At 41.5% G+C, this 22,609-nt stretch carries 16 protein-coding genes and 1 pseudogene; 11 read left to right on the forward strand and 6 right to left on the reverse strand.

Annotation, left to right across the window (positions count from 1 at the left end):
• The 10 genes and pseudogenes from GMD5S_RS0205920 to GMD5S_RS0205965 form a co-directional block, all read left to right on the forward strand.
• Window positions 1-206 (forward strand): annotated as a pseudogene (locus GMD5S_RS0205920) (hypothetical protein); the annotation flags it as partial.
• Between the two features lie 159 nt (window positions 207-365).
• Window positions 366-728 (forward strand): hypothetical protein, encoded by a 363-nt coding sequence (locus tag GMD5S_RS0205925; RefSeq protein ID WP_000179342.1) that lies wholly within the window; start codon window positions 366-368, stop codon window positions 726-728.
• 11 nt (window positions 729-739) lie between these two features.
• A complete protein-coding gene (locus tag GMD5S_RS0205930; RefSeq protein WP_000216901.1) occupies window positions 740-2,830 on the forward strand; it encodes a hypothetical protein in 2,091 nt (696 codons plus the stop codon).
• Between the two features lie 11 nt (window positions 2,831-2,841).
• Window positions 2,842-3,903, forward strand: a complete 1,062-nt coding sequence (locus GMD5S_RS0205935; RefSeq protein WP_000756875.1) for a hypothetical protein — start codon at window positions 2,842-2,844, stop codon at window positions 3,901-3,903.
• A gap of 10 nt (window positions 3,904-3,913) precedes the next feature.
• Window positions 3,914-4,315, forward strand: coding sequence for a hypothetical protein (locus GMD5S_RS0205940; RefSeq protein ID WP_000069808.1), 402 nt, complete (start codon window positions 3,914-3,916; stop codon window positions 4,313-4,315).
• A 211-nt stretch (window positions 4,316-4,526) separates the two neighbouring features.
• The gene (locus GMD5S_RS0205945) at window positions 4,527-5,492 is read left to right on the forward strand and encodes a hypothetical protein (RefSeq protein ID WP_000243693.1); all 966 of its coding nucleotides are present in this window, start codon (window positions 4,527-4,529) and stop codon (window positions 5,490-5,492) included.
• Between the two features lie 203 nt (window positions 5,493-5,695).
• Window positions 5,696-6,382, forward strand: a complete 687-nt coding sequence (locus GMD5S_RS0205950) for a LexA family transcriptional regulator (RefSeq protein WP_000284681.1) — start codon at window positions 5,696-5,698, stop codon at window positions 6,380-6,382.
• Between the two features lie 3 nt (window positions 6,383-6,385).
• Window positions 6,386-7,801, forward strand: a complete 1,416-nt coding sequence (locus GMD5S_RS0205955) for a Y-family DNA polymerase (protein ID WP_000540273.1) — start codon at window positions 6,386-6,388, stop codon at window positions 7,799-7,801.
• Window positions 7,798-8,160: a hypothetical protein gene (locus tag GMD5S_RS0205960; RefSeq protein WP_000567207.1), complete on the forward strand. Its 363-nt coding sequence runs from the start codon at window positions 7,798-7,800 to the stop codon at window positions 8,158-8,160. Before GMD5S_RS0205955 ends, GMD5S_RS0205960 begins: the two co-directional genes overlap by 4 nt.
• On the forward strand, window positions 8,153-8,446 hold the full coding sequence (locus GMD5S_RS0205965; RefSeq protein ID WP_000196987.1) for a DUF5960 family protein: 294 nt from the start codon (window positions 8,153-8,155) through the stop codon (window positions 8,444-8,446). The genes GMD5S_RS0205960 and GMD5S_RS0205965 overlap by 8 nt, the downstream gene beginning before the upstream one ends.
• A 361-nt stretch (window positions 8,447-8,807) precedes the next feature.
• On the opposite strand, the gene GMD5S_RS0205975 is transcribed toward GMD5S_RS0205965, so the two are convergent.
• Both GMD5S_RS0205975 and GMD5S_RS0205980 read right to left on the reverse strand, forming a co-directional pair.
• The gene (locus GMD5S_RS0205975) at window positions 8,808-15,089 is read right to left on the reverse strand and encodes an alpha-L-fucosidase (RefSeq protein WP_001083124.1); all 6,282 of its coding nucleotides are present in this window, start codon (window positions 15,087-15,089) and stop codon (window positions 8,808-8,810) included.
• Window positions 15,090-15,430: 341 nt separating this feature from the next.
• On the reverse strand, window positions 15,431-15,907 hold the full coding sequence (locus GMD5S_RS0205980) for a glutathione peroxidase (protein WP_000205052.1): 477 nt from the start codon (window positions 15,905-15,907) through the stop codon (window positions 15,431-15,433).
• Window positions 15,908-16,129: 222 nt separating this feature from the next.
• Here GMD5S_RS0205980 and GMD5S_RS0205985 point away from each other — a divergent pair, with 222 nt between their 5' ends.
• Window positions 16,130-19,333 (forward strand): LPXTG-anchored hyaluronate lyase, encoded by a 3,204-nt coding sequence (locus GMD5S_RS0205985; protein ID WP_001193745.1) that lies wholly within the window; start codon window positions 16,130-16,132, stop codon window positions 19,331-19,333.
• A gap of 126 nt (window positions 19,334-19,459) precedes the next feature.
• Here the strand turns inward: GMD5S_RS0205985 and GMD5S_RS0205990 are convergent, their stop codons facing one another.
• Genes GMD5S_RS0205990 through GMD5S_RS0206005 form a run of 4 tightly spaced genes read right to left on the reverse strand, consistent with a single transcriptional unit; the run spans window position 19,460 to window position 22,606 of the window.
• Complete coding sequence (locus GMD5S_RS0205990) at window positions 19,460-20,089, reverse strand: bifunctional 4-hydroxy-2-oxoglutarate aldolase/2-dehydro-3-deoxy-phosphogluconate aldolase (protein ID WP_000167290.1); 630 nt, start codon at window positions 20,087-20,089, stop codon at window positions 19,460-19,462.
• 9 nt (window positions 20,090-20,098) lie between these two features.
• Complete coding sequence (locus GMD5S_RS0205995; protein WP_000161467.1) at window positions 20,099-21,100, reverse strand: sugar kinase; 1,002 nt, start codon at window positions 21,098-21,100, stop codon at window positions 20,099-20,101.
• A gap of 30 nt (window positions 21,101-21,130) precedes the next feature.
• Complete coding sequence (locus GMD5S_RS0206000; protein WP_000684780.1) at window positions 21,131-21,772, reverse strand: RpiB/LacA/LacB family sugar-phosphate isomerase; 642 nt, start codon at window positions 21,770-21,772, stop codon at window positions 21,131-21,133.
• Window positions 21,773-21,790: 18 nt separating this feature from the next.
• Window positions 21,791-22,606, reverse strand: a complete 816-nt coding sequence (locus GMD5S_RS0206005) for a gluconate 5-dehydrogenase (protein WP_000185874.1) — start codon at window positions 22,604-22,606, stop codon at window positions 21,791-21,793.
• Window positions 22,607-22,609: the final 3 nt, after the last annotated feature.

Here is a 22,609-nt window from a genome sequence, read left to right on the forward strand (position 1 = left end):
CATGTATGGAAAATTTAGTAGAGACGGTAGACTCATTAGATGGCTTTATGAACAAGATTGCGGAAGCTTTTAAAAATATGGATACCGATTTAGCGGGCTCCATTGAAACTAATGAGATGTATACAGTTTCTCCACAAGAGTATACAGAAAAGAAACGAATCCAGCAGAAGATCTACGATGCCTCTGTTTATAATGAGCTCCCCTAACTATTCGCCACTTGAATTCATTTCAGGTGGTTTTCTTTTGCTTTTCTCATCTTCTCACATTATTCCTCATGTGGTATAATAGAACAAGAACATTACTATGTTTCCGATGGGTTGGCAAGTAAAATGAAAGTATTAATGATATAGAAAAGGAGGATAGCTATGGCTAGTTATGAAAAAATAGTAGGGTTATCTCAAGCTTTATATGAAGCGACCGCAGAAGTATCACGATTGAGTGGCGAAGTTTCAAATTTAAAATATATTAAAAATAAATTGAAAAAGAAATCAACAGAGATTGATTATGTTGTTACACTTTCTGAAAATATCTTGGGTGAGAAATACGATGACGAAAAAAATCAGGAAAAAGAAGATTTGAATTCTTTGAGGCAAATCATTTTAACGAAGAAAAGAGAAATACTCGCGTTATTAAGTACGAAGATTCAGAATTTGGAGTCGGATTTGTTAACTGCTCAGAATATTGAAAGGAATGCTAGAAATGCATTAAATGCAGCTCTAGCATCATAGAGGAGGGATAGATGACAGTAAAAGTAAAAAATATTTCAGGTTTAGAAGATTACGGGACGAGTATTCACCGATTTGCTGGAAAATTTGAAGAAGTCTCAAGCGATACAATGCGTGAGTTCAATACTAATCTAGAAGGGGAAAAAGCGGCTGCCATTAATGCCTTCTTTAAACGTTTGAATGAGATTCAGAAGTCTGTTTTTTCACAGACACCAGAGGCGATACGAACTTATGGGCAGCATGTCTTTACATTTACTGGGGAGATTAAAGGTTTAGGATTTTCCAGTCATGCCCATACTGATGAAGATGCGATTAATACACTTACAGAGTCCCTTAGAACCCCTCAGCGTAATCTAATCAGTATCGTTAAGGATGAAATGGTAGCTTTGTTTGATGAAGCAATCGAAGCAATGGGTGATGGAGACTCTAATTTGGGAGATTTTGATGCCAAAGCAGACGCTTATATTGCAGATGAAATCAAAGCACGTAAGGAAACGCATAGCGGCATTATATCTGCGCATGATAGCCTATCTTCAGGCGTTTCAGGGGTATCAACTACCTTTGAATCCTTGACAAAGATTACACAGAACGCAAGAACTGTAACGACATTACCAGTTCAGACGATTATTGATGCTATAAAAAATAATACTCTAACAGAGTCAAATATGGTTTATCTTTCTAGAATCACTACAAAGGAAGATGCCCAAGTCTTGCAAGCGATTCTTTCTGGAAAATTAGAAGATGTAGACAAGATAATGGAGAATGACCCAGAGAAAATTTCTGATGGGGGCTACATGAATCTGGCAGAAGAATTGACTATTTGGATGGATAGAAGTGAGATTGGGACTCAGAAGATAAATCGTTTGTTAGATGCGATGGGGAAAACGGATCAATCCAAGGTTAATGTCTTTTCAGAAAGGTTAGATAAACAGCAACATATATCCAAACAAATACAGATAGCTGAAATGTATGCTTACGAGCAAGATCCCGAGCATGACGCTGCAACAATGGAAAAGCATCATACAAAATTAAGTCAGATGAATGATTTATCAGGTTTATTGACTGCGGTTCGAATCTTGAAAATTGGAACAAAAGTAGAAGGGAATTCAGGTGTACAATTTAGGAACGATGATCCTTTTGATCCAAATGCAAAACTTCGATATACTCGAAAAGAAATCTTTATTAAATTAAATGATACGGAAAACCCTGAATGGGAATTACATGTTAAAGAAAGTAAAAAGTCCATATATCACTATGGTTCTAAGACGGTTCCAGACTATGATGAGCTTAGTGTTCCAGCCAAAACTACTCTTGAAACTTATACATCACACCATGAAAAAGGAATTGACGGAGCTTTGGCTGGTAAATATGAGGCTGAACTTTATAAAATCAAAAAAGAACATGAGAAAGCGGATGCTGAGTTCCAAGAAACTATCGTAAAAGAAGGAATAAAAACGATTTTAACCTATATTGGTGGTCCAGCAGCTGCGGCGACTTTTAGTGTTGCAGATTCTTTATCACAGTTACATGCAACAGACTCAATTAAAAATACACATGAGATGCTGGATGAGATGACTTCTGGAAGAGCGAATGCCTTTATTAAAAAAATAGGTAATTATGGTGGCAAGTCTGCCAATGAGGTGTTAGCAGGCTTCTTTAAGCTACAAAGTAAGGTGGCAGAGTTTAAAGCCAAAACAAAGAATGAGCAAAATAATATTTATAATGTTTTGGTTGGTCAAGGGGGCTGGCAATTAGAACATGAAGTGGCAGGATCAGCTACCGATACAGTTGCACAATTCTCTAGTATTTATGCGGATTATGGAGCTTACCAACGGGTACAAGAATTAAACCAGAAAGGTGTCATGGGCTACTTTGAGAAAGTGGGTTCGAGAGATAGAGCTTATAGAATAATTAACAAATACTTTGATAAAGATCTAGCTATGAAAAATTTCCTTTTGGGAGAGCATACAAATGGTGAAGGCCTTACGATTGAAAATATGACTCCAGAACAGATTCAAACAATTCCTTTTATTGTTGAAAAAGTTATGGGGGGTGACTCGTTCACAGATTTTCAAGAGTATTTCGAACAGAAATATGGCAAATAAGGGGGAGAGAAATGAAGAAAGTACTACTAATAGTCGGATCTGTCCTGTTGGGTGTTCTGCTTCTATGGGGCTATCATAGCTATCAACAATCAGAGCAGGCCAAGCAAGAACGCCAAAAATATGAAAATATGGATTACTATACAGGAAAATGGGAAATTGATTCTTATGAATTTTTAGAAGATGGCAGGGGAGTGGCCGTGCATTGGAAGTCATTAAACCCTGACGAAGATAGACTATTTCAAAAATATAATCCTCTTTTTGGAGATAGCTTTGCAAGAACTAATGGCGCTTCTAATCAAAGGTATATTACTCGATTAAATATTAAAGTACAATCTGGTAACTTAGCTAGGAATCGACCCCAAGATGAATCTGACGGATACTTTACTCTTTCTATCTATCGAATACGGGATAGACGATTGGAGGAATCGAAAGTAGACCTCTATCAGTTGGTAGGAGACTACAATGAAAATTATTTTCCAGTATCAATAGGTGCTATTGTAGAAATAAATGGGAAAGATTATCTCCCTATAGCTGTTCATAATCCAGATTGGTATATTACTAAGAGAAAGCAGTTATGGTTAAATTTAGAAACCAAGCAAATTGATTGGGAAGACACAAAAGTACAACAGTATCCTGAAACTCCGTCGGTAGATCTAGGTTCTTCAAAAGAGAAATTGATAGAGATGACTATCTTACAAACTTACTATGATAGTCTTCGCCAAAATCAACTTTCCTTTCATCAAGATGTATTGAAGGGAAGTGTTTTGGAGACAGCTGCGCCTAAAGTTTATCAATTATTAAGTAAGCAAGATTCACAGTTTTTCCTTTTGATTGATTCTAAGTATGATTATGATAAGGTTTACGGAGATGTTCCACAGTTTCTTGATTTGTATCAGCTTTTTGTCCCAGCAAATACGAATCTTTACGAAGGATTGACGATTCCAGCCGAACTCAGTAAGGATGGTCAAGAGCATTCAGTCAATACCAAAGAAGAGTTTGACTTGTATTACGATGTTGCCAAAGACCGCGAACTAAACAAGCAACGCCGAATATTGGTTGACAAAGGAGAATAAGAGGTTCTAAATGAGTAACAATCAAAAAAAAATTGATTCGGATAACCTAAGCCGAGTGAATGGAGCTTTTAAAGATATGAGTGCAGAATTGCAGAATAATGCCTATGATCTGATAGACTCCTCTGCGACAGAACAAATTCAAAATGCGACTGATGAACTTAAAAAATTATCTTCGGAGATGGTGACAACAATTAGTTCTTTGGATGAGTTTCTAGGAGCAGTTGGTGAGGCTTTTCGAAGTGTAGATGCGAGTATGGCTCAGTCTATCGGTGATAATATGTATACGAAAGCACCTGAAACACGTGCAGAACGCAAAGAACGTTATATCCAAGGCGGAAAAGATTCCAAGGAACGCCACAATCGTAGAAAAATGGTTGAAATCGCAGAGAGTCAATATAACGATTTTCCATAATTACACAAATCACCTGAATTTATTTCAGGTGGTTTTCTTTTGTATTTCTCATCTTCTCACAGTATGGTTCATGTGGTATAATGAGACAAGGGTTGCTCCTCGTTTCAGACGAGTTTATGGATTTCAGGATAAGTTAGTAGGTGAGAAGAGTATTTCTGTCAGCCTCCTATACACCTGTTAACAACTGTCAAAAGTAAAAGGAGAGTGTAGATTGGTTTTATTAGTATTAGTGCTTTTGGGTTTGCTCATTCTAATCTTAAAAAGGAAACAGAAAACTGCTAAAAAATCTGAAGGAAAGGCCAAGAAAAGAAATTGGCTATTAATAGGTTGCTTATCCATAGTGATCCCAATGGTAATCTTCACAGTGTTCAGTCCGATTTTTTCTCTAATGGATATGTGGGGGCTGTTTGCCCATGCAAGTCGAACTGAGCTTGAGCAAGCTGTGCATCGTTCTTATCAAAACTACGGTCTTACAGGACAGTTTGAGTTAGAAAAATACGAGAAAAACTATACAAGCGTGGGAGGATTTATAATCCACGGTACCTACAGTGAAAATATAGCTGGAAAAACCTATCAGGCTAAAACTCGATTTAAATACTATACTCGCTTTTCGAAAAGTGAAACATATGGAAAGACAGATGCAGAGGTTGATTACAAAAATGGTAAAAAAATTTATGATGTTTTCCCAGAATTAGCCTATTTAGGGATTGAGGTTAGTCCAGGCACCAGCGAGTTTTTAAAAACACTGGACAGTTCAATCAAAGATCCTAAACTTCCTGATTTGAAGTATCAAGGTATTGGTTTTGAATTTAATAACCAATCTGATAATATCTATCTTTATAATGAAATATTGGAGGAAAATCAAAGCAAGGGCCAAGCTCTGCAAGGGATGTATCCAATGGATGCTCAATATCTTTTCCAAAAAGAGATTTTTATACCGACATTTGAATTTCAATATTTCGTTCCGAAGGAAAAAAGAGATCTCTTGTATGATGACTATCTAAAAGATCTTGAAAGGCTCATGAAGGAATTTTTTGCCAACCAATCCCTACCAAGAGGTCTTTATGCTGTAAAGATTGCTAAGTATGAAGAGGATAAACTTGTCAGTGATAGTGGTGTATATTATGTGAGGATTGATAATCGGCAAGTTGTAAAGCTGTTGCAAAAATTAGAGTAGGAGTTGCTAGGGCTAGTCCAGTTTTTTGTTCATAATTTCCAGTTGTGTCTGTTAAAATTTGATTTTCCCAGTGGACAATCGTCCACTTTTTTTATATAATAAAACTAAACCATATTGGTTGAGTTTAGAGATGTAAGCTCAACCGTCGATTTGTTTTTCTAAGAGAGATATTCTCAATAAAACATCACACTAGGGGGTGAAGTATGTATCAGCCAGAAAAACTCAAGACTCGGAGGAAAGAGTTAAAATTGACACAGAAGGAAATTGCAGAGGAATTAGGGATCAGCTTTCAGGCTTACTCGGCTTGGGAACGTGGAATTAAGGAACCATCCAAGGAGAAGGTTGCTCAGCTGGAGAAGATTTTAAAGGTAGCAAAAGGGTATTTTACTCAGATTGAGATTGTTCGTCTTTACAATAGCCTCTCCAAGCAAGGGAAGGACAAGGTTGTGCTTTATGCTCGCAACCTAGCTCAAGAAGAACAAACTCAGAAGGTGGCGACCATGCCAGAGCGCCTCTACGAGTACCGTGTCTATGAACGTATGTCAGCAGGGATCGGGGCTTCGGTCTACGATGATCAGAATTTTGATACGGTCTACTTTAACGAGGAGTTGGCCCATGATTTTGCATCCTGGGTGTCTGGGGACTCTATGGAACCTAAATATCAAAATGGTTCTGTGGCTCTGATTCGGGAAACAGGATTTGATTATGATGGGGCGGTTTATGCAGTGGTTTGCAACAACCAGACCTATATCAAACGGGTTTATCGTGAGGAAGATGGCTTGCGTTTGGTCTCTATCAATCCTAAATACAAGGATATTTTCATCTCCTATGAGGAAGATCCTCGGATTGTGGGGATTATTGTTGGAAACTTTGTGCCGATGGAGGGCTAGCCTATGGGCTACTTTGATTATTCCAGAGAGCCCAAAAGTGACATTGCCTTTGTCGATATGAAATCTTTTTATGCCAGTGTTGAGTGTGTGAAAAGAGGCTTGCATCCGCTGAAGACCTCGCTTTGTGTCATGAGTCGCGCGGATAATTCTACTGGTCTTATCCTAGCTTCCTCTCCCATGTTCAAGAAGATTTTTGGCAAGTCCAATGTTGGCCGGGCCTATGATCTACCTTTTGATATCAAAACGCGCAAATTTTCTTATTGCAACGCTCGAAAGCAAGGCTTGCCTACTGACTCAGACTATGTTCGCTACATCGAAGATTGGGCCCAAGTCACCTTGATTGTCCCTCCTCGGATGGACGAGTACATCGCAGTCAATATGGAAATCCAGCGAATCTTTCAAAATTATGGCAGTCCAGATGATATTTATCCCTACTCTATCGATGAGGGCTTTATTGATCTGACTAGTTCGCTCAACTATTTCATCCCAGACAGGCAGATTTCTCGCAAAGACAAGCTGGATCTGCTTTCTGCCCGCATCCAGAGGGATATTTGGAGGCAGACAGGGATCTACTCTACGGTGGGTATGTCCAATGCCAATCCCTTACTGGCCAAGTTGGCCCTGGATAATGAGGCCAAGCACACTCCGACCATGAGGGCCAACTGGTCTTACCAGGATGTGGAAGAGAAGGTTTGGGCCATTCCCAAGATGACGGACTTTTGGGGGATTGGCAGGCGGATGGAGAAACGTTTGCATGCTCTGGGGATTTTTTCCATCAGAGAATTAGCTACAAGCAACCCAGACCAGCTACAGAAGGCTCTGGGTCAGACTGGCCTGCGTTTGTGGTTTCATGCTAACGGGATTGATGAGAGCAATGTTCACAGGCCCTATAAAGCCAAGTCCCAAGGGTTAGGAAATTCTCAAATCTTGCCGAGAGACTACGTGAAGCTACGGGATATTGAAATTATTCTCCGAGAAATGGCGGAGCAGGTGGCTATTAGGCTGAGAAGGGCGGGCAAGAAAACAACCCTTGTCTCTATCTATGTTGGTTTCTCTAAGCAGGAGGTCAGGCCGTCTATTCACACACAAATGAAGGTCGAACCGACCAATAATACAGCTATTTTAACAGACCACGTTTTGAAGCTATTTCATAACAAATACACTTCTGGAGCGGTCAGAAGTGTCGGAGTCAACTATTCAGGATTTGTGGACGAGTCCTTTGGCTTGATCTCCCTCTTTGATGATGTTGACAAGTTAGAAAAAGAAGAAAGGCTCCAGACGGCTATTGATGCCATTCGGGAACAATTTGGTTTTACCTCCCTCTTAAAGGCCAATGCACTGGAAGAAGCCTCTAGGAGTCTTGCCAGAAGCAAGCTGATTGGGGGGCATTCTGCTGGAGGATTAGATGGTTTAAAATGATTGATCGTTCTTATTTACCCTTTCAATCTGCGCGTGACTATCAAGATCCAGGGATGCAGAAGTGGATGGGCTTTTTCCTCTCAGAGCATACTAGTTCACTCGGTGAAGAGAAAAATCGGGTAGCTTTCTCGACGAGTCTGAATCCCGTTGAGAAGTTACTCTTGCTTTCGCAACTTTATGTCGGGCAACTGAAGGGATGCTTTGTGGTCAAGGAAAAGAAGCAGAAAACCACGATCATTGGTGAGGTAAGCGAATTATCACCTCAAACTCTATCTATTAGGACCAATGAGGGCTATAGGCTGGTAGAGGTAGTAGATGTCCTAGAAATTCGACTGTGGGAGGGGGGAGTGTATGACTAGAAAAGACTTGTATGAAAACAAACTGCAGATGGATTATTTTTCAGATAGTTATATCCGCTTTGAAGAGGATTTTCAAAAATACTCTGCTATGAATGTACCACTGACTTTTTTGATCGATGACATCCTACGCACTATGGCGATGAATCAGAAAAACTACTTTGTTTTAAACAAGGAAAACGCCAAGGATGGGCGGGAGCATCGCTTTTATTTTAGGGTGGTGACGGAAAAAGAGTGTCCCAGAAATCGAACCTATGCATATGCTGGACTCAAAAATAGTAGTCAGTGACTAGGTGTGGGAGAGGGAAGTCTGATTTAGGAAAGATGGCTGGTGAGCGTCAGAAAATCTCATGGTATTGGAATTCGAAACACCATCTTTTATCTGTGGAGTTCTTGCAGAAACTTATGATCGTAGTTCTGATGAGATAAGACAAGAGGGACTCTCTTTTTTGGATGAGCGTTTATTTGAAAACGTGGTTTGATTTGAGAACAGCTATCTTCAATGATCATCTTACTTTACAGAGTCATACCAAAATATCCATGTATATTTGTGGATGTTTTTTAATTTTACAGATAGAAAAAGAGAAGACCAAATGGTCTTCTCAACGGGGGAACTGAAATAATGGAAAAGAATCAATCAAAGAGGGTTATTAGTCTTTGAAATTCTTTTGGAAGATGAGGAGAGACAAGATAGAAGTAATGGCTGCCAAGAAGAGGAAGGCACTTGCTTCTTGTTCCCCAGTTGCAGGGAGTAGTCTTTCCTTGTCTTCTTTGACTGTAGCTGTAACAGGAGCTTTTTCATCTTTTGATGATGAATTATCTGTTACGACTGGCGCAGGTTTTTCAGTCTCTCTTGGTAGAACATACTCAGGAAGAGTCACAACTGGTGGCGCCTCTGTTCCAACTGAGCTTTGTTTGCTACCTACCTCAATCACTCGATCTTGAGCTGGTGTTGCTTCTGTTTGGAGAACCTTGCGATTGTCACCGTCCACTTCAACATACTCGACTAAGAGACCGTCTTTTCCTTCTGATAGAACTTGCTCTTTTCCTTTGTCTAATTGTGGGTTTTCGCGACGAATAGTCTTGAATGGTACGACCTTATTGACGATTTCCAAGCTTGGAAGTGTAAAGACAAGGTCTTTAACCCCTTCCTCAGGACTTGAAGAAGTAATTGGTTTCTCAGGTTGCGCTGGAGTTTCCGGTTGAGTCGGATTTTCAGGCTGAGCAGGTTTTTCAGGTTGAGCCGGTTTTTCAGGTTGCGCTGGAGTTTCCGGTTGAGCCGGTTTTTCAGGTTGCGCTGGAGTTTCCGGTTGAGTCGGCTTTTCAGGCTGAGCCGGTTTTTCCGGTTGCGCTGGAGTTTCCGGTTGAGTTGGTTGTTCCGGTTGAGCTGGCTTTTCAGGCTGAGCCGGAGTTTCCGGTTGAGTTGGTTTTTCAGGCTGAGCTGGTTTCTCAGGCTGAACTGGATTTTCAGGCTGAGCCGGTTTCTCAGGTTGAGTCGGATTTTCAGGCTGAACTGGTTTTTCAGGTTCAGCAGGTTTCTCAGGCTGAGCTGCTTCGAGCTTGCTGATTTGTTCGAGAGCAGTTTTTAGCGCTTGATTGACTGCTTCCTGAGTTTTAGCTTCTTGGATTGCAGCAATGGCTTGGTCAGCAATGGCTAACAATTGCTTCTTAGCTTCATTGTTGGATCCAAGTTCAGCGACTTTTTTCTTGATAGCTTTTGTCAAGCTGTCCATAGCCTTATCGTACTCAATTTCCGGTTGTTTTGGTTCAGCTGGTTGTTCAGGCTGGCCAGGTTTCTCAGGTTGAACTGGATTCTCAGGTTGAGTTGGTTTTTCAGGCTCAGCAGGTTTCTCAGGTTGAACTGGAGTTTCTGGTTGAGCTGGCTTTTCCGGTTCAGCAGGTTTCTCAGGCTGAGCCGCTTCGAGTTTGTTGATTTGTTCGAGAGCAGTTTCTAGCGCTTTATTGACTGCTTCCTGAGTTTTGGCTTCTTGGATTGCAGCAATGGCTTGGTCAGCAATTGCTAATAATTTCTTCTTAGCTTCCTTGTTGGATCCAAGCTCAGCGACTTTTTTCTCGATAGCTTTTGCCAAGCTGTCCATAGCCTTATCGTACTCAATTTCCGGTTGTTTTGGTTCAGCTGGTTGCTCAGGCTGGTCAGGTTTCTCAGGTTCTTCTGGCTGTTCCGGTTGCTCTGGACTAGGCTCCTCTTGACCTCTTTGATAGTTCTCATCCTTGGATAGGATATCTTGTAGGGCGCTGACTGTCAACATGACTTCTTGAACATCCACTGCATCAGCACTGAGTTGGTTTCTTAATTTTTCTAGATTTGCTTGGAAAGCTTGGCGTGCAGTAGCCGTATTTTTCAAGCCTGCTGAATCAAAGTTGGACAGATCATCTTTCCATTTTGAGATAGACTGGATGATATCTGCCTTGCTGTAGAGTTCGCTACCTTCGCCACGAGTGATAAATTGGTCTACCTGAATACCGATATTTTGAGACAAATCGTTTCGATCAGGATCTAGTTGAAGGGTGACTGCGTGCAAGTTTTCGTCCAGACCTTTTAAGCTAACCAGAGTTTGATTGCCTTGGCGTTGGGCTGCACGACCGCTAAAGTATTTCTTACCGTCAATAGTTGAAGCATTTCCCATTCCATCTTGGTAAGGAACTTCTTTGCCGTCTAGGAAGACTTTGTAGATACCATGATTTGGATCGATATAGCCTTTGATATCAAGTCCGGTACCGTAGAAGTAGGCTGTGACAGTTGTCTTTTTCTTTTGCTCATCAGTTAAGCGACCAAAGGAAGCCCAAGACTCCGTCTTTTGGTATTTGTCTGCCGAATTGGTTTCATGGTGCCAGCCAGGACTGTAATCCAACTGACTAGCTTGGTCATCATAACTTGTTTGGTCCTTGACCAGCAATTCAGCTTTCATCACTTGGATGGTTGCATCTGTAGCGAAACCGAGCAGGGCACCATCAGTGACAGAAGTGAGCTTGGCTTTGAAGTCAAAGACAGAGTCGGCCTGTTCTGTAAAGTCAATCGTTGGGATGGTAACAGTCTTTTCTGTTTCTCCATCTTTAAAGGTCACATCTTGAGTTGTATCTTGGTAAACTTTACCGTGAACCCCAGTTCCAGGTTCTGTGATGAAGCGCACAGTAGCAGTCCCCTTGCTTCCACCAACACGCTTAATCTTAACAGTGACTGGTTTTCCTTTTTCGACTTCGTAGTTAGTAGACTCGAGTTCAAACATTCCCTTGCTATCATTGTTTAGGGTGTAGATCCCTTCTGTAGCAATTGGTTCGCCTGTTTTATTTATAAGGGTAATAGTGTGTTGACCAGGTGCTAAATCGCCTGTCTCAAAGACTTTTTGGCTGCGTTTACGACTAGCATTCTTAGTTTGGACATCGGCAACCTTTTGACCATCAACGTAGACGGACATTTCTCCATGACCTGGGTCGACTGTAGAGACGACATAGGCCTTGGTTCCTGTAAAGGTATAGCTTACTTTGGCATCTTTTTGATTGGTCCACATAGAAGTGCCACGAACACCTTCAGATTCATTGTACCAAGTTGTTCCGGCTGTATCCGCTGTTGTGTTTGAGTGGTATTCAAGTCCAAGAGGGTAGCCATCTGTCTTTTCAATGCTGCTTGGTGTCTTGTAGACAGAGAAGTTGGTCAAGATTGGAGTTGCTTGAGCACCGGTGATGGTTACACGGATTTTTTGTGCCTCTACAGGCTTGCCTTGAACCAAGCGACGGTAACCAACGGTCGAACCTTCGCCGTATGTCACCCAACGTCCGTTGATTTCAACTTCAATCTTGAAACCAGAGATACGTTGACCTTTGGCGATATCTTCCTTGAGTTCAACGACGTCAAAGCGTCTCTTTTGCCCCAAATCGACTGTAAAGCTACCGGTTGTGGCATCATTTGAGAGGGCCCAGCTGGTGTCATCTTTACCGTCTGTGAGGTGGCTTTCTTTGTAGAGGTGGTTTTGACGAGTAGAACTTGCTGTTACAGTTGCGCCTTTGGCAAAGTCAGTCGCATACATTTGATCTAGGGTTGCTTTGAATTCCTTCAAGCGAGCCACATCTGCATCTGCAAATTTTCCTTCTTTATTTGGTGGAATATTGAGAAGGAGTGGGGTTCCACGACCAACAGACTTGAAGTAGATATCCATCAACTCTTTGAGTGATTTCGGCTGTTGGTTGTCATGATAGAACCAGCCCGAACGGATCGAAACGTCAGCTTCCCCTACAGAGTACATATCACCATCTGGGTCACCATGGTTGAGGTATTCGTTTTTCACATCGTCTGTGATGTTGGCCCGTTTAACTTTATGCCAGACAGGGTCACCTGCGATACCCCGTTCATTTCCGATCCAGCGAACGCTTGTCGGTTGAGCAGAGAAGATGGCGATATCTCCTTCGGCTTCTTTGATGTATTTGAACCATTCATCGAAGGTATAGGTTACTTTTTGGGCACCGCTACCACGTGCACCGTCCATCCAAACCTCGATAAATTTCCCTTTGTTACCGTATTTCGGATTACCAAGGATTTCTTTCAGCTGGTTGAGATAGTATTGGTTGTATTCTTTTTCGGTTGCAACATGGTATTTTGGATGATTAGCATCCCATGGTGACAAGTAAACACCCATATTCATGTCATACTTGCTAGCGGACTTGGAAACTTCTTCGAGAAGGTCACCCTTACCATCTTTCCATGGGCTAGCAGCTACGGTATGGTTGGTGTATTTAGATGGGTAAGCAACGAATCCGTCGTGGTGTTTAACAACCATAATAGTTCGTTTGAAGCCCGTTTCCTTCAGAGTACGAATCCACTGGTCAGTATCCAAGTTGGTTGGATTGAAGTACCGGGGGTCTTCTTTCCCATTTCCCCATTCAGAATTGGTATAAGTGTTCATTCCATAGTGGATGAAGGCTGCCAATTCTTCCTTGTGGTAATCGAGTTGAGCCTTGCTTGGAAGAGGTCCATGATTGCCAATCTCGGTTTCTTTATCTTCTGGATGAGCGACTGGTGGAGTCGGTGTCGTTGGATTGGCTGTATCAGCGACTGGCTCGTATTCAAAGACGACCTCATTCACACCTTTATGCTGGATCCTTGCTTCCAGGCTGGTTTTGACTGGACGGTAGCCAGCAATGTCTTTTGCATGGAAGGTGTTGACAAAGGAAACGTCATACTCTTGACCTTCATTGTTATCAACTGTCGCTTCCGCTAGTTCAGTAGTGGTTCCTTTTTGACGGTAGTAAACTTTGAAGGAGCCTTTGTTGACTTTATAGACCACCTTGATGACACGTGTACCGGCAGGCGCTTTGCTGACAACATTGTAATCTTCAGTCCAAGTATCTTTTAGCTGTTTATTAACTGCTACGCCATCAATGGATACAATTTCGTATTTGTCTTTATTCTTCTGATAGAAGTCCGTCTTCTCAATTTCTTTTTTGAAATTATAGTCAAATGGCGAATCAACAGCTGTCTGTTCGATAAAGGTGTCATTATCTTTGACAGGATTTCCTTCTTCGTCTTCGTGTTGAATAACCACACGACCGTATTCAACTCCCTTGGTCAAGGTAGCAATCCCATCTTGGTTGAAGGAATATTCGTTGCTTCCGATAACAGCTGTTTCGTTCCGAAGCATACGTCCTTCATCGGTAAAGTAGTAACGATTTCCGTTATCACCTTGGTACCAGCCTTTCACACCATACTTGGCAATCATGTCCTTCACCCATTTCAGTTGTTCAGGTGAAAGGACGAGTCCGCCACCAAAGCGATCCTTTTCAGCCACACCATTGTCAACGGTTCCGTGTTGGTGAACCCCCAGAACTTTTCCTTGGCTATCGACAATCCCGCCACCAGACAAACCAGATACAGAAGTGGTTTTGTAGGTAATACCGGTTGTTCCCTTATCATCATAGGACTCAACAGATCGGATGGTCCCATCTGCCTTGTAAAGCTGACCAGCTAGGATAGGTTGTTTCAGTTCTTTGGAGCTCGAGTCAGTTGGGTAGCCAATCGTACTGATGGCTTCTCCCGGCTGATGTGTCTTGTGCTCCGCTAAAGGCGCAAAGGTTGCTGCTTTGTTTGGACTAGCAATCGGAAGAGGAATAGGAGCTTCTACAAGAGCAAGGTCATTCTTATAGCCTTTTCCAAACTCTTTCTTGTTCCAGAAATGTATGTCTTTTTCTCTGAATAAAACCGTAGTCCCAGAAGATGGCAGTGAGTTTTTCTTTTCGCTGTTTGAACCAACGTTATAGTAAAACTGGGCAGATTTTCCACCACGAATGTGACCTTCGCTAGTTTCTTTATTGGCTTCTAGGAAGTTATGAGCAACGGTAAGGATCAGGTTAGGTGCTACAAAGATACCTGAGCCTGAAACGAGGTAGCGTTGTTCCCCTGCGTTGTAAGTGCTGTAAACCATAGTAGCAGCAGTAGCAGGTTGTCCCTCGTAGTTGATGTGTTTGAGGTCTTGTCCACCGTTAATGATGGCACGATTTCCGTTCTCAGCTTCTTTTGGAGCTTCTTCCTTGTCCTTTAGAATGCTCTTAGTTTCTACTTTTGGACTAGCTTTTTGGTCAACGATAGTAGTCGTATCGAGTTCTTTGACAGGTGTGTCGGGATAGGCACGGTCCTGAATGTCTTCAGGGAGCAAGTCAGCACTGTTGGTATCGGCAACAGGTGTTTCTTGTTTTTCAGCTTCTACACGGCCTTCTTCTTTGACTGGTTCAACCTTGGTCTTTTCTATATCTGCGACTTGTTTCATTTGCTGATCTAAATTGGATGTTGTGGCAGGAGACGTTTCGTCTGCACGCACGGTTCCAGAAGCAAAAAATGCCAGTCCGACGATAACAGACGCCACACCTACAGTCAACTTCCGAATGCTAAATGTTTGCCCTTTTTCAAAAAGGTATCGATTCATAATATACTCCTAGTTTTTAGAAAGGCAGTCAGCTACTGCCCAAGCCCAAGTCTGACTTGGTTACAACTTGATTTAATGAAAAAACTCTCTGATAATTTGTAAGCCACCTTACCTCCTGTTTATAAAGCGCTTTCATTTTAAGATAAAAAAATTTAAAAGGTCATTTCTCCCTTAAAATGACTGAAAACTTTTAATATAACAAATATACTAAATTAATGAAAGAATTGCAATAGCAAAAAGCAAAAAAATAAATATAAATTAAAGAAAATCAGTTACTTTTTAAAGAAAAAACGCACCCTTCAGGGATCAAACTAAATGAAAGGATACGTTTTAAAAAGAAATTAGAGTATTTTTTGGAGAGACTCTTGGATGGTTTGGGGGTCTGTTTTGGAAGAGAAGCGCTCAAGGACTTGCCCATCTCGGCCAATGAGAAACTTAGCAAAATTCCATTCGATTCGTTTTCCTAGCGGGCCAGACTTCTGGTCTTTTAGCCAAACATAAAGAGGATCTGCCTCCTTGCCGTTGACTTTGATCTTGGCAAAGCGAGGGAAAGTGGTCTGGTAGTGTAGACTGCAGAAGCTATTGATTTCCTCTGCGCTGCCGGGTGCTTGTCCCATGAACTGATTGCAAGGGAAATCTAGGATTTCAAAGCCCTGATCTTGATAGCGTTCATAGAGTTCTTGAAGTCCCTGGTACTGGGGCGTTAAACCACATCCTGTAGCAGTGTTGACAATCAAGAGAACCTTGCCACGATAGCTCTCCAGGGGAGTTGCTTGGTTGTTTTGGTTCAGAGCGGAAAAATCATATACACTGGTCATGAGGGCCTCTTTTCTTTTTCTACATTGTAACAGTTTTTACCCTTTTCGTCGAGTTGGATGGGAGATATTGTTGAAGAATAAGCCCTCAATATGATAGAAACCGTTTACAAATAACTTTAAAAATGATATGATTTAATTAAACCGGTTTACTCAGTTGCTATAAATCTCTAATTTGAGATTTAGTTCCTATTGATTTTACAATATGTTTATTGGAGTGTACACATGCAAACAAAAACAAAGAAGCTCATTGTGAGTTTGTCTTCACTTGTTTTATCGGGATTTTTATTAAACCATTATATGACAGTTGGAGCGGAAGAAACGACTACGAATACCATTCAGCAAAGCCAGAAGGAAGTTCAGTATCAGCAAAGGGATACCAAAAATTTAGTTGAAAATGGTGATTTTAGTCAGACGGAGAACGGAAGCAGTCCTTGGACAGGAAGCAAAGCTAAGGGGTGGTCAGCTTGGGTAGACCAGAAGAATAGTTCTTCAGGTGCCTCAACTCGAGTCATTGAAGCCAAGGATGGGGCTGTCACTATCTCAAGTTCTGAGAAACTAAGGGCAGTAGTTCACCGTATAGTCCCTATTGAAGCTAAGAAAAAGTATAAACTGCGTTTCAAGATTAAAACAGATAATAAAGTGGGGATTGCTAAGGTTCGCATCATTGAGGAAAGTGGTAAGGACAAGCAATTGTGGAATTCTGCAACAATGTCGGGAACAAAGGACTGGCAGACTATTGAAGCAGACTATAGCCCGACTTTAGATGTTGATAAAATCAAGCTGGAGTTATTCTATGAAACGGGAACAGGGACTGTTTCCTTTAAGGATATTGAGCTGGTAGAGGTAGCAGACCAGCCTTCTGAGGATTCTCAAACAGATAAACAGCTTGAGGAAAAGATTGATTTACCAATTGGGAAAAAACATGTCTTTGCTCTTGCGGACTATACTTATAAGGTAGAAAATCCTGACGTTGCTTCAGTCAAAAATGGAATTTTAGAACCTCTTAAGGAAGGGACAACCAATGTCATTATCAGTAAAGATGGCAAGGAAGTGAAAAAGATTCCTTTGAAGATTCTAGCCTCTGTTAAGGATGCATACACAGACCGTTTGGATGACTGGAATGGCATCATCGCTGGGAATCAATACTATGATTCTAAAAATGAACAGATGGCCAAGTTAAACCAGGAGCTGGAAGGAAAGGTAGCTGATAGCCTATCCAGTATTTCAAGTCAGGCGGACCGCACCTATTTGTGGGAAAAATTTTCAAATTATAAAACGTCTGCGAATCTGACTGCCACTTATCGGAAATTAGAGGAGATGGCCAAGCAAGTGACCAATCCTTCTTCTCGTTATTATCAAGATGAAACCGTCATTCGAACAGTTAGGGATTCCATGGAATGGATGAATAAACATGTCTACAATAGTGAAAAGAGCATTGTTGGGAACTGGTGGGATTATGAAATCGGTACACCTCGTGCCATCAACAATACCTTGTCTCTGATGAAAGAATACTTCTCAGATGAGGAAATAAAAAAATATACAGATGTGATTGAAAAATTTGTGCCAGATCCCGAACATTTCCGAAAGACGACTGATAACCCATTTAAGGCCCTAGGTGGAAACTTAGTGGATATGGGAAGGGTAAAAGTAATAGCTGGTTTACTGCGCAAGGATGACCAAGAAATTTCTTCTACCATTCGTTCGATTGAGCAAGTGTTTAAGTTGGTAGACCAAGGCGAAGGTTTTTATCAGGATGGATCTTATATCGACCACACCAATGTTGCCTATACGGGTGCTTATGGAAATGTCTTGATTGATGGCCTGTCTCAACTGTTGCCAGTTATTCAAAAGACCAAGAGCCCAATCGATAAAGATAAAATGCAAACCATGTACCACTGGATTGATAAATCGTTTGCTCCTTTGCTAGTGAATGGAGAGCTGATGGATATGAGTCGTGGCCGCTCTATCAGTCGTGCAAATAGCGAGGGGCATGTGGCCGCAGTAGAAGTACTAAGAGGGATTCACCGGATAGCGGATATGTCTGAAGGAGAAACCAAACAACGGTTGCAGAGTCTTGTGAAGACCATTGTTCAATCAGATAGTTATTATGATGTCTTTAAGAATTTGAAGACTTATAAGGATATCAGTTTGATGCAATCCTTGTTAAGCGATGCTGGAGTCGCAAGTACTCCAAGAACAAGTTACCTATCTGCCTTTAACAAGATGGATAAAACAGCTATGTACAATGCAGAGAAAGGGTTTGGATTTGGCTTATCACTCTTTTCCAGTCGTACCTTGAATTACGAACACATGAACAAGGAAAACAAACGTGGTTGGTATACAAGTGATGGGATGTTCTATCTCTATAATGGTGATTTGAGTCACTATAGCGATGGCTACTGGCCAACAGTTAATCCCTATAAGATGCCTGGTACGACAGAGACGGATGCTAAGAGATTGGATAGTGATACAGGTAAAGTTCTACCGTCTGCTTTCGTTGGAACGAGCAAACTAGATGAGGCCAATGCGACAGCAACCATGGATTTCACTAACTGGAATCAAACATTGACTGCTCATAAGAGCTGGTTTATGCTGAAGGATAAGATTGCCTTTTTAGGAAGCAATATCCAGAACACTTCAACAGATACTGCTGCAACTACAATTGACCAGAGAAAACTGGAATCAAGTGATCCATATAAAGTCTATGTCAATGATAAAGAAGCCTCCCTCCCAGAACAAGAAAAGGATTATCCTGAAACCCAAAGTGTCTTTTTAGAATCGTCCAATTCGAAAAAGAATATTGGTTACTTTTTCTTTAAGAAGAGTTCAATCAGTATGAGTAAGGCTGTCCAAAAGGGATCTTGGAAGGATATCAATGAAGGACAGTCAGACAAGGAAGTCGAAAATGAATTTCTTACGATTAGTCAGGCTCATAAGCAAAATGGAGATTCTTATGGCTATATGCTCATCCCTAACGTGGATCGTGCCACCTTCAATCAAATGGTAAAAGAGTTAGAAAGTAGCCTCATCGATAACAATGAGACCCTTCAGTCTGTTTATGATGCCAAACAAGGAGTTTGGGGCATTGTGAAATATGATGATTCTGTCTCTACTATTTCCAACCAATTCCAAGTCTTGAAACGTGGAGTCTATACTATTCGAAAAGAAGGGGATGACTATAAGGTTGCCTACTACAATCCTGAAACCCAGGAATCAGCGCCAGATCAGGAAGTCTTTAAAAAGTTAGAACAAGCAGCTCAGCCACAAACTCAGGATTCAAAAGAAAAGGAAAAATCAGAAGAAGAAAAGAACCATTCGGATCAAAAGAATCTCCCTCATACAGGAGAAGGTCAGTCAATCTTGGCAAGTCTAGGGCTCTTGCTACTTGGGGCGGTTTATCTGTTCCGCAGAGGAAAGAACAACTGATTTGTTCATCATCTAGATGAATCACATGAAACTGTGGAAAATAGAAAAAATCCGAAGAAGGTCAAACATCTTCGGATTTTTCTTTTAAAAAAGGATAAGTTAACACTTATCCTTTTTCACTTCATTTTATCTGAGTGTAACATACTGTTGGGCAATCTCGCTGATGCGGTCAAAGTCGCCTTGGGAAGCGAGTTTATTGAGTTCGCCACCAATTCCAACGGCGTCTGCACCAGCAGCGAACCATTGAGGAATGTTATTTAGGCCGACTCCTCCGGTTACCATTACGGAAACTTGTGGGATTGGCGCCTTGACTGCAGAGATATATGATGGACTGAGAGCACTACCTGGGAAGAGTTTGATGATTTCACTACCGGCTTCAAGTGCAGTCGTTATCTCTGTGAGGGTAATACAGCCTGGAATGTACGGTGTGCTGTAAAGATTGCACATTTTTGCAGTTTCAGCATGGAAAGATGGAGAAACAACGTAATTTGCTCCGGCTAGAATGGCATCTCTAGCAGTTACGGCATCAAGCACAGTACCTGCACCGATACAAACACTCTGATCGTCCTGATACAAGTCTACAAGTTCCTTGATGATTTGCCCTGCATACTGATTGGTATAGGCAATTTCAATAGCTTTGATACCGCCCTTGATACAAGCAATCGAGGCTTGTAGTCCTTCTTCCTTTGTATTTCCTCGAATGACAGCGACAATTTTTTGTTTTTTTAGTTCAATAATCGTATCTGATTTGGTCATGTAATTCTCCTAACGAATGATATCTTGTGCATTTTCCAGTAATTTTTCAATACTAGCTGCGGGAGTGGAGAGATGGTCTCCTGGAAGAGTACATTTGAGAGTTGCGCTGGCAACTGCAAAGTCAATGCTAGTTTTTAGGGAGGAATGATGGAGTAGTTGGTAAAGGGCACCAGAGATAAAGGCATCCCCGCTACCAACTCGTTGATAGACTGCAGTTTTTAGTTGGACAGACTCTTCAAATCGTTCTCCCAGAGCATAGGCTTGATAGACATTTTTGTCTTGCTCATCACTAGAGCGGAGGGTATGGAAAATGGCCTTGAAACCATAGGTTTTTTTTAAAAGTTGCATGCGATTTTCCACCTCTTTTAGGCTAGCTCTGTCTCTTGGGAACATCTCTAGATTTTGGTCATCAATCATGAGAGGATCAATACCAAAGCAATAATCAGCGAAACGAGCAAACTTAGAAAATTCATACTTGGCTTCTAGGACTGAAATCATCTTTGTTCTCAGATTGAGATCCATTGAAACGATAATCCCTCGGCGCTTGGCTTCTTCCAAGAGTAGGAGAAGGAGCGTACGAACCTCTTGACCGATAGCTACGGTGATTCCACTAAAATGAAAATGGCTAATCCCCTGAAAGAGAGAATCCATATCTAGCATGTTTGGCCGAATCTGGCTGATACTCGTATGCTTACGATCGTAGAAAACTTCACTTTGACGACAACCAAAGCCGTTCTCCAAATAGTAGAGGCCGATTCGATCGCCAAGCCGATAGATTGAACTGGTATCGATTTGGTGCTGTTTCAAGAATGTAATAAAACGATCTCCAATCTCGTTGGCAGGGAGTGCGGTAAAGACTTTCGTTGAGATACCCAGGGCTTGCAAATTACAAGCGATATTAATTTCTGATCCGCCAAAATAAGTCGAACTGGCAACATGATCGCCGATACTGGTGGCATCTAATGGTGAGATTCGAATTAATGGTTCGCCAAACAGTAAGATTTTCGTCATCCATTAGTTCCTTTCTGGTTTAGAATAGCTTTACTTGGCTAATACTTCTTTCAAATAAGCAGCGACTTCATCATCTTGGCAGTTTTCAAAGAAGTATTCTTGGAAGTATTTGCCAGAGATGGTGTCTTTGAGGAAGTCTTGGTCGATTGTTTTAAGGATGGTTATCAAATCATTGTGGGTGATTTGTTTCACCTCGTTTAAGATACGAGCGTTGCGTTGTTCAGGGATTACACGTTCTCTTGGGTAGCCACCGCCCATTTCTTCAGCAAATAAGCGTTCAAACATCAATTTGAGGGTCAGTTCTGCCCCCCAGCCAAATCCTTTGGCATAAGGGATAGACAAGGCGTTACCACCATTGATTTGAGAATAAAGGTAAGCGTCAGTTGGGTCCACTGCTAGACCACAGACAACACCAGGGAAGCTGTTTAAAGCAAGCATAGCCCCTACACCTGTACCACAGCCGGTAACAACAAAGTCAACTGCCTTTGTATTTAAAAGGATGGCAGCCATTAGGCCGTTTTGTACGTATGTTAATGGATTTTCACCTTCTTCTCCACGCATACCATAGTTAAATAATTGGTAGCCTTTTTTATCTGTTGCTTCTTTCAGACTATCGTAAATAATGTGATTCTTGCTAGCTTGACTATTTTCATTGATTAATGCGATTTTCATAAGATCTTCTTTCTATTTTTACTCAGGTTGTTTTCCGATGTAGGCTAAGATACCGCCATCTACATATAGGATGTGGCCATTGACAAAATTGCTGGCATCACTAGCGAGAAAGACAGCAGGGCCCATCAAATCTTCAGGATTTCCCCAACGTGCAGCAGGTGTTTTTGCAATGATGAACTGGTCAAATGGGTGGCGAGAACCATCTTCTTGCAACTCACGAAGAGGTGCTGTTTGAGGAGTGGCAATATAACCCGGTCCAATTCCGTTACATTGGATATTGGCTCCACCGTATTCGGATGCAATGTTGCGGGTCAACATTTTCAAGCCCCCTTTAGCGGCAGCATAAGCGCTAACTGTTTCACGTCCCAGTTCGCTCATCATCGAACAAATATTGATAATCTTTCCATGCCCTTTCTTTATCATAGAAGGAATAACTGCCTTTGAAACGATAAATGGTGCGTTTAAGTCAATATCGATGACCTTACGGAAATCAGCGGCGCTCATTTCGCACATTGGAACGCGGCGGATAATACCAGCGTTATTAACGAGGATGTCAATGACACCAACCTCTTGTTCGATTTGCTTGACCATGGCTTGGATACCGTCCTCGTCTGTCACGTCACAGACATATCCATGGGCTTCGATGCCAACTTCACGATAAGCTTCAATCCCTTTATTGACTAGGTCTTGATTGATATCGTTAAAGACAATAGTAGCGCCGGCTTCAGCGTAGGATTTGGCAATAGCAAATCCAATTCCATAAGAAGCGCCGGTGATGAGAGCAATTTTCCCTTTTAAAGAAAACTGCTCAATTGAGAATGATGTATTTGTCATTTG

Origin of the sequence: Streptococcus sp. GMD5S (assembly GCF_000298715.2) — a bacterium.
Lineage (GTDB): Bacteria > Bacillota > Bacilli > Lactobacillales > Streptococcaceae > Streptococcus.

Excerpts from the sequence above, each read along its gene's own strand:
- GMD5S_RS0205925 (WP_000179342.1), top strand. The coding sequence starts at position 366 with ATGGCTAGTTATGAAAAAATAGTAGGGTTATCTCAAGCTTTATATGAA.
- GMD5S_RS0205930 (WP_000216901.1), top strand. The coding sequence starts at position 740 with ATGACAGTAAAAGTAAAAAATATTTCAGGTTTAGAAGATTACGGGACG.
- GMD5S_RS0205935 (WP_000756875.1), top strand. The coding sequence starts at position 2,842 with ATGAAGAAAGTACTACTAATAGTCGGATCTGTCCTGTTGGGTGTTCTG.
- GMD5S_RS0205940 (WP_000069808.1), top strand. The coding sequence starts at position 3,914 with ATGAGTAACAATCAAAAAAAAATTGATTCGGATAACCTAAGCCGAGTG.
- GMD5S_RS0205950 (WP_000284681.1), top strand. The coding sequence starts at position 5,696 with ATGTATCAGCCAGAAAAACTCAAGACTCGGAGGAAAGAGTTAAAATTG.
- GMD5S_RS0205955 (WP_000540273.1), top strand. The coding sequence starts at position 6,386 with ATGGGCTACTTTGATTATTCCAGAGAGCCCAAAAGTGACATTGCCTTT.
- GMD5S_RS0205960 (WP_000567207.1), top strand. The coding sequence starts at position 7,798 with ATGATTGATCGTTCTTATTTACCCTTTCAATCTGCGCGTGACTATCAA.
- GMD5S_RS0205965 (WP_000196987.1), top strand. The coding sequence starts at position 8,153 with ATGACTAGAAAAGACTTGTATGAAAACAAACTGCAGATGGATTATTTT.
- GMD5S_RS0205975 (WP_001083124.1), bottom strand. The coding sequence starts at position 15,089 with ATGAATCGATACCTTTTTGAAAAAGGGCAAACATTTAGCATTCGGAAG.
- GMD5S_RS0205980 (WP_000205052.1), bottom strand. The coding sequence starts at position 15,907 with ATGACCAGTGTATATGATTTTTCCGCTCTGAACCAAAACAACCAAGCA.
- GMD5S_RS0205985 (WP_001193745.1), top strand. The coding sequence starts at position 16,130 with ATGCAAACAAAAACAAAGAAGCTCATTGTGAGTTTGTCTTCACTTGTT.
- GMD5S_RS0205990 (WP_000167290.1), bottom strand. The coding sequence starts at position 20,089 with ATGACCAAATCAGATACGATTATTGAACTAAAAAAACAAAAAATTGTC.
- GMD5S_RS0205995 (WP_000161467.1), bottom strand. The coding sequence starts at position 21,100 with ATGACGAAAATCTTACTGTTTGGCGAACCATTAATTCGAATCTCACCA.
- GMD5S_RS0206000 (WP_000684780.1), bottom strand. The coding sequence starts at position 21,772 with ATGAAAATCGCATTAATCAATGAAAATAGTCAAGCTAGCAAGAATCAC.
- GMD5S_RS0206005 (WP_000185874.1), bottom strand. The coding sequence starts at position 22,606 with ATGACAAATACATCATTCTCAATTGAGCAGTTTTCTTTAAAAGGGAAA.